Annotated in this window: 16 protein-coding genes and 1 tRNA gene; 11 read left to right on the top strand and 6 right to left on the bottom strand. The window is 47.1% G+C overall.

From position 1 onward, the window contains the following. The first annotated feature begins 5 nt into the window (after positions 1 to 5). The 8 genes from KME11_02950 to KME11_02915 all read left to right on the top strand — a co-directional run bounded on the left by KME11_02950 (position 6) and on the right by KME11_02915 (position 6,348). Positions 6 to 710, top strand: coding sequence for a DUF882 domain-containing protein (locus KME11_02950; protein ID MBW4514166.1), 705 nt, complete (start codon positions 6 to 8; stop codon positions 708 to 710). Between the two features lie 68 nt (positions 711 to 778). Further along, a tRNA-Leu gene (locus KME11_02945) sits at positions 779 to 884 on the top strand. A 29-nt stretch (positions 885 to 913) separates the two neighbouring features. Next, positions 914 to 1,471 carry a Uma2 family endonuclease gene (locus KME11_02940; GenBank protein MBW4514165.1) on the top strand — a complete coding sequence of 186 codons (558 nt, stop codon included), beginning with the start codon at positions 914 to 916 and terminating at the stop codon, positions 1,469 to 1,471. Between the two features lie 329 nt (positions 1,472 to 1,800). Continuing rightward, positions 1,801 to 3,138: a hypothetical protein gene (locus tag KME11_02935; GenBank protein ID MBW4514164.1), complete on the top strand. Its 1,338-nt coding sequence runs from the start codon at positions 1,801 to 1,803 to the stop codon at positions 3,136 to 3,138. Positions 3,139 to 3,338: 200 nt separating this feature from the next. Next, a complete protein-coding gene (locus KME11_02930) occupies positions 3,339 to 4,505 on the top strand; it encodes a hypothetical protein (GenBank protein ID MBW4514163.1) in 1,167 nt (388 codons plus the stop codon). Positions 4,506 to 4,549: 44 nt separating this feature from the next. Further along, complete coding sequence (locus tag KME11_02925; protein ID MBW4514162.1) at positions 4,550 to 5,542, top strand: pentapeptide repeat-containing protein; 993 nt, start codon at positions 4,550 to 4,552, stop codon at positions 5,540 to 5,542. A gap of 72 nt (positions 5,543 to 5,614) precedes the next feature. Then, the gene (locus KME11_02920) at positions 5,615 to 6,088 is read left to right on the top strand and encodes a VOC family protein (GenBank protein ID MBW4514161.1); all 474 of its coding nucleotides are present in this window, start codon (positions 5,615 to 5,617) and stop codon (positions 6,086 to 6,088) included. A gap of 32 nt (positions 6,089 to 6,120) precedes the next feature. Next, positions 6,121 to 6,348 carry a DUF3148 domain-containing protein gene (locus KME11_02915; protein ID MBW4514160.1) on the top strand — a complete coding sequence of 76 codons (228 nt, stop codon included), beginning with the start codon at positions 6,121 to 6,123 and terminating at the stop codon, positions 6,346 to 6,348. Positions 6,349 to 6,360: 12 nt separating this feature from the next. Here KME11_02915 and crcB read toward each other — a convergent pair whose 3' ends face one another. Continuing rightward, the gene (gene crcB, locus KME11_02910) at positions 6,361 to 6,753 is read right to left on the bottom strand and encodes a fluoride efflux transporter CrcB (protein ID MBW4514159.1); all 393 of its coding nucleotides are present in this window, start codon (positions 6,751 to 6,753) and stop codon (positions 6,361 to 6,363) included. A gap of 77 nt (positions 6,754 to 6,830) precedes the next feature. Between crcB and KME11_02905 the strand changes: the two genes are divergently transcribed. Continuing rightward, the gene (locus KME11_02905) at positions 6,831 to 7,628 is read left to right on the top strand and encodes an RMD1 family protein (GenBank protein ID MBW4514158.1); all 798 of its coding nucleotides are present in this window, start codon (positions 6,831 to 6,833) and stop codon (positions 7,626 to 7,628) included. A gap of 39 nt (positions 7,629 to 7,667) precedes the next feature. Here KME11_02905 and KME11_02900 read toward each other — a convergent pair whose 3' ends face one another. Both KME11_02900 and KME11_02895 read right to left on the bottom strand, forming a co-directional pair. Then, positions 7,668 to 8,126, bottom strand: coding sequence for an MgtC/SapB family protein (locus KME11_02900; protein ID MBW4514157.1), 459 nt, complete (start codon positions 8,124 to 8,126; stop codon positions 7,668 to 7,670). 4 nt (positions 8,127 to 8,130) lie between these two features. Then, the gene (locus tag KME11_02895; GenBank protein MBW4514156.1) at positions 8,131 to 8,445 is read right to left on the bottom strand and encodes a DUF3288 family protein; all 315 of its coding nucleotides are present in this window, start codon (positions 8,443 to 8,445) and stop codon (positions 8,131 to 8,133) included. Between the two features lie 153 nt (positions 8,446 to 8,598). Here KME11_02895 and KME11_02890 point away from each other — a divergent pair, with 153 nt between their 5' ends. Beyond that, positions 8,599 to 9,147 carry a helix-turn-helix domain-containing protein gene (locus KME11_02890; protein ID MBW4514155.1) on the top strand — a complete coding sequence of 183 codons (549 nt, stop codon included), beginning with the start codon at positions 8,599 to 8,601 and terminating at the stop codon, positions 9,145 to 9,147. Between the two features lie 40 nt (positions 9,148 to 9,187). Here KME11_02890 and KME11_02885 read toward each other — a convergent pair whose 3' ends face one another. The 3 genes from KME11_02885 to KME11_02875 form a co-directional block, all read right to left on the bottom strand. Continuing rightward, complete coding sequence (locus KME11_02885; protein MBW4514154.1) at positions 9,188 to 9,568, bottom strand: GNAT family N-acetyltransferase; 381 nt, start codon at positions 9,566 to 9,568, stop codon at positions 9,188 to 9,190. Positions 9,569 to 9,658: 90 nt separating this feature from the next. After that, a complete protein-coding gene (locus KME11_02880; protein MBW4514153.1) occupies positions 9,659 to 9,889 on the bottom strand; it encodes a hypothetical protein in 231 nt (76 codons plus the stop codon). 113 nt (positions 9,890 to 10,002) lie between these two features. Further along, complete coding sequence (locus KME11_02875; protein MBW4514152.1) at positions 10,003 to 11,241, bottom strand: AmpG family muropeptide MFS transporter; 1,239 nt, start codon at positions 11,239 to 11,241, stop codon at positions 10,003 to 10,005. Between the two features lie 193 nt (positions 11,242 to 11,434). On the opposite strand from KME11_02875, the gene KME11_02870 reads away from it, so the two are divergent. Then, on the top strand, positions 11,435 to 12,661 hold the full coding sequence (locus KME11_02870; GenBank protein ID MBW4514151.1) for an ABC transporter substrate-binding protein: 1,227 nt from the start codon (positions 11,435 to 11,437) through the stop codon (positions 12,659 to 12,661). Positions 12,662 to 12,722 lie beyond the last annotated feature (61 nt).

Raw genomic sequence — 12,722 nt, 5'->3', positions numbered from 1 at the left:
GACTTATGATCACAATCCAATTTGTCAAAAGTTCCTTCCTTCGGCTCCAGCCTAAAGCTATTAGTGATCTGACAGAGGATTATTTCTGCACTGTTCCGAAAGCGTTAATGGTTGGAGTTAAAGCCTATAAACCTAATGTGGGTCTATTTATTCAAGTTACTTTCGATCGCATGTTTAAGGGGAGAAATACCTGGTTAGTCTATTCACCTGACATAAAAATGGAAGGGTTAGAACCTGGCAATAAACCCAGTGATAAGAATCCAACTGCGAAGGCAAGGGGAGCTATTATCGTTCTCCCTGGTAACAGGTCTAAATTCTATGGGAATCAATCAATCCTTCCCGGTGGGAATTTCACATGGGGAGAAGCGACACACGGGGGGACTAGGCAAGTCCAAGACGTGGCAGTCATTGAGGGCATCATTCGGATCGCCAAATCTCTAGAACTTGTGAGAGAAAAGTTAGGCAATGCTCCCATAAAAATTAATTCTTGGTACAGAGATCCTAGAACTAATGCATCGGTAGGGGGGGCTTCCCAGTCTCGCCACATGTGGGGGGATGCCGTTGATTTTGTGATAGATGGGGTCAGCCCTTATGACATTTATGATAGGTTAAGCCCTTGGTGGGGCGATCGAGGCGGGCTGGCTAGTTCATCTGTTTTTACCCATCTTGATGCACGGGGCTACGAAGCAAGATGGGACTATGGATTTTAAGCCAGAATTTTGCCCTCATTGAGGGGATCTAACCCAGTTTTTAGGCTAGAATTTAGGCAATTACCGATGGGTTAGTCCTGAAAGGCATATCTAGCAAGCTTTTCAGAACGGCGGTCTAGGGACTTAAAATCCGTTGACCGCAAGGTCGTGAGAGTTCGAGTCTCTCCGCCCCCATTAGGGGAAAGGATAGCTGTGGAGGTTCTATGCAACTCACTGTCAAAGACTTAGAGAAACTGCAAGAGCTAAGCCCTGACTATCGAATGGAATTAGTCGATGGGGAAGTGATTGTCATGAGTCCATCTGGCTACGAGTCAGAAGAAATAACAACTCGCATTTCTAGCAAGCTATTTGAGCACGTTGATAAGAACCGTTTAGGAAGAGTAACAGGTTCTAATGCGGGTTTTATCCTTCCGAATTCTGATGTGCGTGCCCCTGATGTTTCGTTTGTTTTGGCGCAACGACTGCGAACAAGCCCACGGGGTTTTGCCGAACTCGCTCCTGATTTAATGTTTGAGGTGAAGTCTCCAACTGACAGCCTTAAGAAACTACGTGAGAAAATTGATAGCTTCCTATCTCAAGGGACAACAGTTGGGATTTTGATTCACCCGGAGCAACGCTGGATTGAGATCCGCCGCATGGGTCAAGACCCTGTCACATTACAGGATGGGGATGTGCTGTCTATCCCTGACCTCTTACCAGGTTGGGAAGTTCGAGTGGATGATTTGTGGTCACCAGAGTTTGATGAAGTGGATGAAGAGTAGCCTACCCTGCTACTTTGAGGGGGCGATCGCCTTGCGATACCGCACTTGTAGACCTGTTGCAAAGGACTACTTTTAAGAAACATATCTACAAGTTTTTTAGAACTAACGTGTAAATACCTGCAAGTTGTTAACTGCAAGGGCATGAAGATTTATGTCTCTCTGCTTCAATATCAGCCTGTATGGTCAGTACTATAAAGTTTTCGTCCATAAAATGATAAAGATCCTGTGTCGTATACGTATAAAATCTTACTCTTAGCTACGATTTACTTAGGACTACTACTGAGTTCATCCTGAAAACTCCTAGGTTAAAAAGTACGGGGAACATGACTATGATCGACAATAGATTAACCTCTGGGCATCTTCCCAACCTCTCGACCAAACAGAAGTGGATTGTATCTTCAAGATACCCGCAAGGAATCGTCTCACCGCAAGAAGCTATTTGCGAGTTTTTAATCTTCATTGTCAAAACATGGTCACCCGAAGCAGTTCTATCTGAATTCCAGGAGCTATTTATACGACAGGCTGACGCAGATGAATTTGCGCTAGAGTGCTTGACAGAAATTATTCTAAAAAATCAAAAGTCAGAATTTGATAATCTTTTAAGAAGATGTTGCTATATCTTAATCAATAACTGGAATATCTCTAGGAACCATAGCTACATTTCTCGTTTAATTCACCTATTTGATGAGTCTAGTCTTTATGAAAAGACGGACGCTTTAATTTTAGGGCGGCTGAGAAATTGGATTAGAAGTTTTATCGCTAGCTCAGATTTTGAGACGCTTAAGCTGGTAACTACGCGCTGTGAAGATGGGAGAACTTGGCATTGGAGTCAGCGCTACACGCCTTATCTTTTGGCATCGCAGTATGCTAATTTGAATAACCCTTTGGAGCAACGTCAGTTTGCCCAAAAAGTCTCTCGGCAGTTAAAAGACCAATTTAAATTTGAGTTGGCAATGTATACTGCTCGGTCTGAATCGGGTCGGGTCAAACTTAAAGGACTCAAAAATCCAACATCTTTGGGCGATGAGGTTTTACGACTAATTAAAACAGTTGTGATTAAGCGTGGAACTTATAGTTATCCCAACCTGGCTAAGATTTTTTTGCAGCAAACACAAGACCTAGACTACGAGGTATTTAAGAAAAGTCTGTTGGAATATTTGTTTTTTGGCATTGAGTTAGATGAATTCTCTAAAAGAATCAAAGGGATTCTTGCTGCCCAACTTGAGACTCTTTATGTCAACTATCACGATAAGAGGATTGATGAGGCTCTGTTGCTGAGGACTGTAAAACGGTTGGCTGAGAGCTTAACCGCTGACAGAAATGGAGAGTTATCGAGTTTATTTAGTTTTTTGAGTTTGCAGCAGAGTCCACTAATGCTGGTGATTTTGCTGCTAAAGCTCACTTTAATTTGTCGCTACGTCAAGACTCATATAGAGGTTTGTATTGCTAATGTCGTCAGATGCTACGAGGACTATCAGGAAGAAGATTGTGTATGGGTAATTCAATTTTTAGAACTTTTTACAATTATTTCAACTATTTACTCAGAGAATGTTGAGTACAGTTTGGTTAATATGCAAGGCTCAAGCGAACCTCAGTACCTGAGAGATGATGTAGAATCGCATCGGATTTTCTCTTTGCAGAGGTATGTTGCATCTCGTTTGCGGTAGGGATGTTGTAGAGAGAAGCAGCGTGACGCTTGAGGGGAAGGTTTATGGGCGAATAGAGCAATTTTGCCTAAAAATTGTCTTCATTGAATGTTTTTCTAGCTTTTAAGAATGACTTCTATTGAATTGGGAACTCTAGCTGCAAAGCTATCTGTTCTCAAAACCCCATGATTCCTGGTGCTTCTTCTGTAGAATTGCTTGTAATGCCGCTCCCTTTTAATGAAGTTGCGCAAGATTTGGCACAGGAGCAAAATCTGGTTCGGATCAAAAAACTTCTTATTTACAGCTGCACTCAGGTTTGGGAGAGCGATCGCCAGCGCCTTGATCAAGTTAGCCTACTCAATTTGCTGCAAGACTTACGAGCGATCGCCCCCACTGTTGAACAGCTTCAATCGCGGTTAGACTTTGCGGTTCATAGCTTGAGTAAGGCAGCAGAATATACCCTCGTGTCGAACGTTATCATCAGCCGTGTTGGTCGGCTTTATCCCAATATGGGAACGCAGCCAGGATTGGCAAGCGAAACTATGTATAGAGCGATCGCCCAACGGTTAGAACAAAATGTGAGGAGCGATCGAATCAAAAAGCTTCTATTTCTAGCTTGTAAGGGCAATTGGGTCACTGATCCAGCCCAACTGGCTCAAGTTAATCTAGCCGATCTGGTTCGAGATTTACATGGGCTAACTCCTAGCTTAATCACGCTTCAGGCTGTTTTAGAAAGTCTGGTTAATACCCTGAGCAAGCGGGCTGAGTACGCCCTTGCCTCTAACGAAATTAGCACTGCTTTTCAGCCGCTTTACCCTGAGGCTATGACTGAGATTAGAACAACCTTGCCTGAGAGAGGGGCAACTTCTCTACCTGCTGTTGCCGAAACTCAGGAAACCAGTCAGTCTGTTCCATCTCAAGCCGCAGACCTCTCCAATTTGTTCGACCTGAGATTGGAAATTATGCGATACACCAATCCCTATCGGGCAAAGATTGTGCTGTTTTCCTTACTGCACCAACCTTTCTCTCATTCTGCCGAACAAGAGTCGATGGTTAAAATCCAAACCCTAGATGACTTGCTGCGAGCGATGCTTGAGACCTATAAGCTGTCGGAGGTGCAGGTGCAACTGCTAGCAGTAGCGAGAAATATGGAAGACGCTGAGGACTGTGTGCAAGCTGCTCATGTAATTCTGCGGGCTGTTAAGCCGTTCTATGCTCATCTACCGAGCAGTTGGGCAACCGTGGTAAAGGCGGCAAAAGTTTTAGAGGACGCAACAGCATTCATAGGAAGTCAAGCGATCGCGGCTAACCCAACTGCACCCAGAACAGATGGCGACGATGAAAGTGCTGAAGGGGCGATCGTCCTCACCAATTCAATCTCTAACTAATCAATCTCTAACTAAGTTCTCGCTCATCAAAAACGGTAATTGTCATGCAAGCACAAGAAATTCTGAACCTTTACAGAGCAGGCAAGACCGACTTTAGGGGAGAAAAATTAACAGGGGTAAACCTGTCGAGGGCTGACTTAATTGGTATTAATTTAGCAAACGCAGATTTGCACAGCGCCAATTTAATCTGGGCTTATCTCAATCGGGCAAAGCTGGGCAAAGCCAACTTGGCAACCGCTAAATTGAGCGGCGCAAACTTTAGTCAGGCAGACTTAGTGGGTGCCAATTTGCAAGATGCAGATCTGCATGGGACAACGTTTCAGGGCGCAGATTTACGGAGTGCTAACTTGACCCTAGCAAATTTGTTGGATGCTAATTTGATTGAGGCAGACTTGCGCAATACCAACCTGGCAGGCGCAAACCTCACAGGAGCCTGCTTACGAGGTGCAAACCTGCGAGAGGAAAACCAGGGGTACAGCGTTAATTTGCGCGGGGCAACGTTGCGCAAGGCAGATCTACGCGGGGCAAACCTGACTGGGGCAGATTTGGCAAAGGTAGACTTACGAGGAGCCAACTTAAGTGAAGCAACGCTACGAGGCGCAGATTTGCGAGGCGCAGATTTGAGTGAGGCTAACTTGAAGGGGGCGTTCTTAACAGAAGCGAATTTGACCCATGCCAGGTTGCGCGGAGCAAATTTGACGAACACTAAGTTTGAACGGGCGAACTTGGTGGAGGCAGACCTGACGGCGGCAAATCTACGGGGGGCAATGTTGCCGGATGCAAAGCTGGGCAAGGCGCATTTAGTCCGGGCAGATTTGACGGCGTGCAGTTTGGTGCGGGCAGATTTGAGCCGAGCAAATTTGTGGGAGGCAATTTTGCAAGAGGCAAACCTAACAGATGCTTACTTGGCAAGGGCAAATTTGATGGATGCAGACTTGACCCATGCTAGCTTGATTCGGGCAGAGATGAGTAGCGCCAATTTAGCAGGGACGATTTTTCTGAGAACAATGATGCCAGACGGCAGGATTAGAGAGTAAAAGTGTCTGGGTTGGTCATCTCTGGGGTATGGTGAGAGAAGGTTTTCTGCTTCTGAATCCTGGAGATTTGTGATGATTTCTGGTGATAATCAAACTGCTCAAGTGTTGATGCCGGGAATGCTGCGGCGAGTTCACCATGTAGCGCTGCATGTGAAGGACATGGATGCTTCGCGTCATTTTTATGGAGTGGTTTTGGGGTTGCGGGAACTGACGGCAGAAGAAGTCCCTTCAACGCTGAAGCTGTTATTTGAGTCGGGAAAAGTGGCGAATTTCATCACGCCTGATGGAACGATTTTGGATTTGTTTTGGAAGCCAGATTTACTGCCGCCTGATGCTGATCCGGGGCGAGAGTTCACGCGCGCCGGGCATTTAGCATTTGATATTGAGCCACAGATGTTTGAACAAGCGGTAGAGGTGATTCGTCAAAATCAGATTCCTATTGATCATGGGCCTGTGAGCCGCCCAACAGGACGAGGAGTTTATTTTTATGACCCAGATGGGTTTTTGGTTGAAATTCGGTGCGATCCGTGGGATCTAGTTGATTAGATAGATTAAAAGCAGCCTTACAGAGCAGCATTATGTCTGAAGTCAAAGAATTTTCAGTGGGCGATCGCGTTATTCTCATTTCTCTGCCGCCTTACGTCAAAACTGCCGATCCGATGCCAATGTTGCGTCCTCCCAATGTGCTGACTCTAGGAGAGAGCGGTGTTGTCATGGATCGTCGTCCGGGCGGATATTGGGGCGTGAAGTTTTCTAGGGGGATATTTTTAATGGAAAGCCAGTATTTGGATAGGACGAAGGACTAACTGATGGCAGTTTTATTTGCCAAGGTTTGCCAGCATGACCCCTAACTGAACGCACAAAATCCCCAAGACAGCACTACTTGTCCCGTACAATCCAGCCAGACTGACTTTGCCACTATTGAGAAGAGCGATTGTGTCAAGTCCATAGGTGGAAAAGGTGGTGTATGCACCCAGAAACCCTGTGCTGACTAGAAGACGCAGATCCGAGGGAAGAGATTTTTCGATCGCCAATGTGATAAAAAAGCCCATGCCCAGACAGCCTGTGAGGTTGATCAAAAAGGTGCCGTAAGGAAAGTGGGTGCCGAATTGGTGGATCGACCACTGGGTGATGTAGTAGCGACTGAGTGCCCCAGCAATTGCGCCTAAACTAATAGCGATGGGCGATCGAATAGCAGGATCTAGCAGCATAGCGAGACTCCGGATCTACAGATTTCTGGTGCTGGAAAATGAACAGTTAAACTAAACAGACAATATGAACGACGGTTATGCAGAAAATTCTATTTACACATCAAGACAGTGTGAGCGTGCGCGCGCTTTTTTTGGGAGGTAGTCTAGATCTCAAGTCTCTTGAAAGAACCAGTCATTTGGCAACGCTGCCGCTAGTGGTAAGTGCGGGCGATCGGGGCTGTGCAGTGTTGTTTCGGTATGGGGCGGCGGTGCTGTTTGGTTTAAATGAAGTGGAGGAAGTTTCTTTTCTGAGCTATCTCACGCCTTTAGTGTCAGAGCCTTTTGCCACTCCAGAAACCGAAGCGGCGGTACTGATGTTGGACGCTGCTGCCGGAAAAGTGGAGAATGGCGTGATTGGGCTGCGAGAGTTTGCTATTGATCAGTTTCAAATTGTGGCAGATGTGTTGGCGAAAAGCGTCGTTTTAGCGCATTACGAGATGGGCACTGCCCGCATTTTTGATCAGATTGAACCTTTTGCAGAAGGGCTGCAACGCACAACCCGCGATGAACGATGGGGCAAGGAGTTGCTACGCCAGTTGGGTCGGGCGTTGGCAATTCAGCACAAAATTGTGGGTCGGGTAGAAATTATTGATAAGCCGGAGTTACTGTGGGACGTGCCAGATTTGGAGCGCATCTATCTACGGCTAGAAGATGAGTATGAGATTCGAGAGCGGCAAGTGGCGCTGGAACGAAAGCTGGATTTGATTTCGCGGACGGCAGAAACAGCGTTGAATTTGCTGCAACACAACACGGGGCTGCGGGTAGAGTGGTACGTCGTGATTTTGATTGTGGTAGAGATTATGCTGTCGTTGTATGAATTGTTTTTAAAGACCTAACAGCCTAAAGACCTAACAGCCTAAAGCCTAGATAGACGATTACTTTCGATCGCACTTAATCTTTCCTTCCAGCTTTTTAGCAACGCGAAGAATGATGAGAGTCGCGATCGCTCCAAATAACGCGATCGCCCAGAGCCCGCAGCCTGCCGCAACCCCTAATGAAGCAGAAACCCAAATTGCCGCCGCCGAGGTTAGCCCCTGCACCTTAACCTCGCCCGACTGCTTCACTTGGTTAATAATTTCGCCAGCACCTAGAAAACCAATGCCTGCGGTAATGCCTTGGATAATCCGACTAATCGAATCAGCGCTTGCTTCCACTGTGCCAATTTGAATACCGACTAGAACAAAAACAGCGGCTCCGAGGCTCACTAGCATATGGGTGCGGAGTCCGGCAGGCTTATCGTCAAGCTCCCGCTCCAAGCCAATGAGCGCGCCAGCCAAAATGGCGAGGCTGAGGCGAATCAGGATGGTTAGCCAGTCGGCTTGTAAAACAGTCATCGGGTTAGCTCCAATCTTCGCGCTTGCCTCCCCGCCCTTTGTAAACTTCGGCAGCTTCGTGAATTTTACGAGTTCTGGCGAAGAGTTCAGACTCGGTAAAACTCCAAAGCTTCAGAATTTTATCTAGGTCAGATTGAATGTCGCGTGCGCCAGGAAAGCCATTGTAGCGAATGCGGAGGCGGGCAAGTTCTGCCAGGTTATAGTCGGTGGGTTCGCCAGTGAGAAGGCTACTAACAGACTGGCGATCGCTTCCCCACTGAGGATGCTGTTGATCTTTGCTAGACTGCTGAACTTTAGATATATCTGGCGCTGAGGACATGGGTAAATGAAAAAGATAGGACAGGAATCCTCAAATAGTAGGGCAAATATGGACAGGTTTAAACCCATTACATCCTGAAGATAGATGTAAAAAATTTGTAGATCTTTTATTAAGTTTATGTATAAACAGAATCTATGCTCTCAGTGTTTTACCATGCCCAAACGTATTATTATCGAACCACATCTTACCCTTGAAGAATTAGAGGCTCGTTATCGTCGGGCAAAAGACTCTGTGGAACGCAGCCACTATCAAATTATTTGGCTGCTGGCTCAAGGTAGACCTAGCGAAGAAGTTGCTTCCATTACAGGTTATAGCCGTAGCTGGATCTACGAACTGGTCTGGGGCTACAACCGCGTTGGGCCCGAAACGTTGGGCGACAAACGGCACGATCTTCCGGGTGCTGAACCACTCTTAAATGAGGAGCAACAGCAGCTTTTGCACCAAGTTGTCCAGTCTCCGCCCGAGGAAGGGGGGCGCTGGAATGGCACGAAGGTCGCAAGCTGGATGAGCCAACAACTGGGTCGTCCAATTAATCGGCAGCGAGGGTGGGAATATTTGAAGCTAATTCGATATCGAATGCAAACCCCCCAAGCGAAGCCGGAGTTGGGCTCGAAGTCAAAGCGGGTTTCTACACAGAACGATCGCCGGGTAACAGGTTCGCGATTGCGGCGGGTGAATACTCTAGAGGAGTCTAAATCCTAAAGCTAATGTGGCTGATGACGGGCTAGTCCGTGCCTAGTTATTAAAGGGGTTTAGTCATCCATAGCGATTGGACTTCATAGCCTAGCTTTTTATAGAGGTTGAGGGCAGGTTGGTTTTGTTGGAAGACCTGTAGCCCAATTTGCCGATCGCCCCTTTGCCTCGCTAAATTCTCTGCCTGTTGAATTAAAGCTGCACCAATGCCTTGTCGTCGGTGCACAGGATTGACGTACAGCAAAAAAATGTAAGTGTGGCGATCGCCTTGAACCTGATCGGTCGCGTTGCCCATCCACAAACACCCTACTGGCTGCTGCGTTTGCTCTACCCATAGCAGCGGCGTTTCAGTTGACAAATATTGCTCAATTGTCTGTGAAAGATGGGCAAAACTGTGAGCGGGGTAAAGTTCCTGATAAGTTCGCTGCATAAACTTTAGGAGCAAGGCGCGATCGAGCCCTGAACCTATCCGAAGGGAATAGCCTGGAATCAATGCCGTCACAAACTTAACTCAGAATTATTAGAGCTGTGCGGCTGGATCAACAGGTAAGCCTCTCACTAAAGTTTCGAGGCTGGAAGGAATGCCTGCTACTTCATCGCTGAGGGCGTTGATCACAAAGCCAACTTCCTCGATAGGCGCAGGGGCAGCCATATCATTAGGGAGAAAAATTCGGGCACTAACAGCTAACAGGGCGACCAAAAATACCAAAACGACAATGAGGGGAGCAATATACTGACGGAAAATCGCCATGGGAATTTATGAGAGGATAAGTAGTTTCGTTCAAGTTTTGTAAAGCTTGTTTTTATATCCTACATGGTTTTCCCCTGATTCTGGCTCACTCAAAGGTTGGATTTGAGCAGAGATTATGAATCCATTCCAGGGCGTGGTAAAGGATCTGGGGGATCGTTCCAGGGAGCGAAGATGGGGAGGAGGAGGAGACCCGGAATAGCGGCAAGAATGCTAATAAGGAAGAACGGACTCCAGCCTGTTGTTTCGGCTCCGGTCGCTTCAGCAATTTGTCCTGCTGAGGCTCCTAAGATGTCGCGGCTGACAGCAAGTAGACTGGAGAGTAAGGCAAACTGGGTGGCGGAAAAGCGCTGGTTGCACAGACTCATGAGAAAGCCCAGGAAAGCGGCTGTGCCCAGTCCGCCGCAAAAGTTTTCGATGTTGACGGCAAGGACAAGGACAGGATAGTTTTGCCCCAGTTGCGCCAAGATGTAATACGCCAGATTGCTGATGGCTTGCAGCCCGCCAAAGACCCAGAGCGATCGGTTGATGCCCCAGCGACTGAGTAAAGCTCCACCGACTAGCGTCCCGACAATGGTCGCGATTAAGCCCATGCCGCCCTGAATATCGCCAATAGTGGTTTGGCTAAACCCAGTTTTGAGCAAGAACGTTGTAGACATTTTGCTGACGAGAACGTCGCCCAGCTTGTACAGCACAATAAATAGAAGAATCATTGCGCCACGCACCAGTCCCGATCGCTGAAAAAACTCGCGAAAGGGATCGATGAAAATTTCTTGCAGGGTTGTGGGTGGCGGTTCCCGAAGAACGGGTTCTGGGGCAAAGATGGAGTAAAGAACGCTAATGGACATGATGCCTGCAAGAATGAGATAAACCGAGTTCCAGGGCATTTGGTCGGCTAGCCTGAGCGCTAAAGCCCCCGTCAGCAGGAGAGCAATGCGGTAGCCCAAGACAAAAACAGCGGCTCCGGCTCCCAGTTCGGGTTTGTCTAACACGTCGGTGCGATAAGCATCAGCAGCAATGTCTTGGGTGGCGCTGAAGAAGGCAATGACGATCGCATTAATAGCGATCGCCCGTAGTCCCTGCTGCGGGTTTTGGAACGCCATAGCCGCGATCGCGATCACCAGCAGAACTTGAGCAATCACCAGCCAACCTCGTCTTCGTCCTAAAAAAGGAGGAATGAAGCGATCGAGGAAGGGCGACCACAGAAACTTAAGAGAATAGGGAAGGGCAACCAGGCTAAACAGTCCGATCGACTTGAGATCTACGCCTTCTACAGTCAACCAAGCCTGAAGCGTTTTGTCGGTGAGGTATAGCGGTAAACCGGAGGCGAAACCCAACATAAGGAGGGCAGCCATTTTGCGGCTTTGGAAAACTTTGAAGAAAGATTGCATGGGCAAAGGCGCGGCTGGACGGATAATACCCGCTCATTTTACAAGCCATTAACTCCTGATTTCGCGTAATTTCTGTGCTCTATAATAATGTTCTTCTTAGCTAACATTTAGTTTTTACTTGCTTAAGTTTTTATACAAAATGTGGAGATTTTTTAACATGTTCCCCAAAAAAAGCGTGACTCAAGTTTTAATCTCGCTGTGTACGTTTGCGTTAGTGGTGGCTTGTACACAATCTAACAATTCTGTTACTTCTAATAGCCCTGCTGCTTCAACAGGAGCATCTCCTGGGACTGCAATTTCCATTGGCATTGCTGTAGCTCAAACCAGTAACGTGGCGTTGTTGGGGCAAGAGCAAGTGATTGGTGCAAAAATTGCTGAGACATATTTTAATCAGCAAGGGGGCGTGAATGGTACGCCGATCAAGCTGATGATTCAAGACACCGCTGGAGATGAACAGGGCGCTATCAATGCATTTAATACGCTAATCACAAAAGATCAGGTTGTGGGAATTGTTGGCCCAACCCTTTCGCAGCAAGCTTTTGGAGCAGACCCGATCGCCGATCGCGCTAAGGTTCCGGTGCTGGCTCCTTCTAACACGGCAAAGGGCATTCCTCAGATTGGCGATTATGTTGCCCGAGTCTCGGCTCCGGTGGCGGTTGTTGCTCCTAATGCAGTGAAGACTGCGCTGAAGCTTGATCCAAAGATTAAAAATGTCGCAGTATTTTTTGCACAGAATGATGCATTTAGTAAATCTGAAACAGAAACATTTCAGCAAACAGTGAAGGATCAGAATTTAAATTTGTTGACGGTGCAGAAGTTCCAAACGACGGATACAGATTTTCAGACGCAGGCGACGAATGCCATGAATTTGAAGCCAGATCTAATTATTATTTCGGGGTTGGCGGCTGATGGTGGAAACTTGGTAAAGCAACTGCGGGAACTGGGTTACAAAGGTTCAATTATCGGAGGCAATGGGCTTAATACTTCTAATGTTTTTTCGGTTTGTAAGCAGCACTGTGATGGAGTGTTGATTGCTCAAGCGTATAGCCCTGAGTTGCCCAGTGAGATTAATAAGGCGTTCCGAGATGCCTACAAAGCTCAGAATAAAAAGGAGCCGCCCCAGTTTAGTGCGCAGGCTTTTACGGGGGTTCAGGTATTTGTCGAAGCGTTGAGAGCAGTGGATAGTCAAACGAAGTTGAATACACTGGCGATCGCGCCTCTGCGGACTGCATTAAACCAGCAGATTTTAGCGGGTAAATATGACACACCATTGGGCGCAATTTCTTTTACGCCAGAGGGAGAGGTTAACCAAACCCAGTTTTATGTCGCTCAGATCAAAATGGATCAGGATGGTAACAACGGTCGGTTTGAGTTTCTGAACTAACTTGAACTAACTTGAACTCAAGAGATTTCCATCAATTAGAATCCCTTGGTGAGGCAGGCAT

The organism is Timaviella obliquedivisa GSE-PSE-MK23-08B, from assembly GCA_019358855.1.
GTDB lineage: Bacteria > Cyanobacteriota > Cyanobacteriia > Elainellales > Elainellaceae > Timaviella > Timaviella obliquedivisa.
This window is presented reverse-complemented; position numbering and strand designations above follow the sequence as displayed.

Bases quoted from the DNA above. Each gene is read 5' to 3' on its own strand.
- KME11_02950 (MBW4514166.1), top strand. From the start codon at position 6: ATGATCACAATCCAATTTGTCAAAAGTTCCTTCCTTCGGCTCCAGCCT.
- KME11_02940 (MBW4514165.1), top strand. From the start codon at position 914: ATGCAACTCACTGTCAAAGACTTAGAGAAACTGCAAGAGCTAAGCCCT.
- KME11_02935 (MBW4514164.1), top strand. From the start codon at position 1,801: ATGATCGACAATAGATTAACCTCTGGGCATCTTCCCAACCTCTCGACC.
- KME11_02930 (MBW4514163.1), top strand. From the start codon at position 3,339: ATGCCGCTCCCTTTTAATGAAGTTGCGCAAGATTTGGCACAGGAGCAA.
- KME11_02925 (MBW4514162.1), top strand. From the start codon at position 4,550: ATGCAAGCACAAGAAATTCTGAACCTTTACAGAGCAGGCAAGACCGAC.
- KME11_02920 (MBW4514161.1), top strand. From the start codon at position 5,615: ATGATTTCTGGTGATAATCAAACTGCTCAAGTGTTGATGCCGGGAATG.
- KME11_02915 (MBW4514160.1), top strand. From the start codon at position 6,121: ATGTCTGAAGTCAAAGAATTTTCAGTGGGCGATCGCGTTATTCTCATT.
- crcB (MBW4514159.1), bottom strand. From the start codon at position 6,753: ATGCTGCTAGATCCTGCTATTCGATCGCCCATCGCTATTAGTTTAGGC.
- KME11_02905 (MBW4514158.1), top strand. From the start codon at position 6,831: ATGCAGAAAATTCTATTTACACATCAAGACAGTGTGAGCGTGCGCGCG.
- KME11_02900 (MBW4514157.1), bottom strand. From the start codon at position 8,126: ATGACTGTTTTACAAGCCGACTGGCTAACCATCCTGATTCGCCTCAGC.
- KME11_02895 (MBW4514156.1), bottom strand. From the start codon at position 8,445: ATGTCCTCAGCGCCAGATATATCTAAAGTTCAGCAGTCTAGCAAAGAT.
- KME11_02890 (MBW4514155.1), top strand. From the start codon at position 8,599: ATGCCCAAACGTATTATTATCGAACCACATCTTACCCTTGAAGAATTA.
- KME11_02885 (MBW4514154.1), bottom strand. From the start codon at position 9,568: ATGCAGCGAACTTATCAGGAACTTTACCCCGCTCACAGTTTTGCCCAT.
- KME11_02880 (MBW4514153.1), bottom strand. From the start codon at position 9,889: ATGGCGATTTTCCGTCAGTATATTGCTCCCCTCATTGTCGTTTTGGTA.
- KME11_02875 (MBW4514152.1), bottom strand. From the start codon at position 11,241: ATGGCTGCCCTCCTTATGTTGGGTTTCGCCTCCGGTTTACCGCTATAC.
- KME11_02870 (MBW4514151.1), top strand. From the start codon at position 11,435: ATGTTCCCCAAAAAAAGCGTGACTCAAGTTTTAATCTCGCTGTGTACG.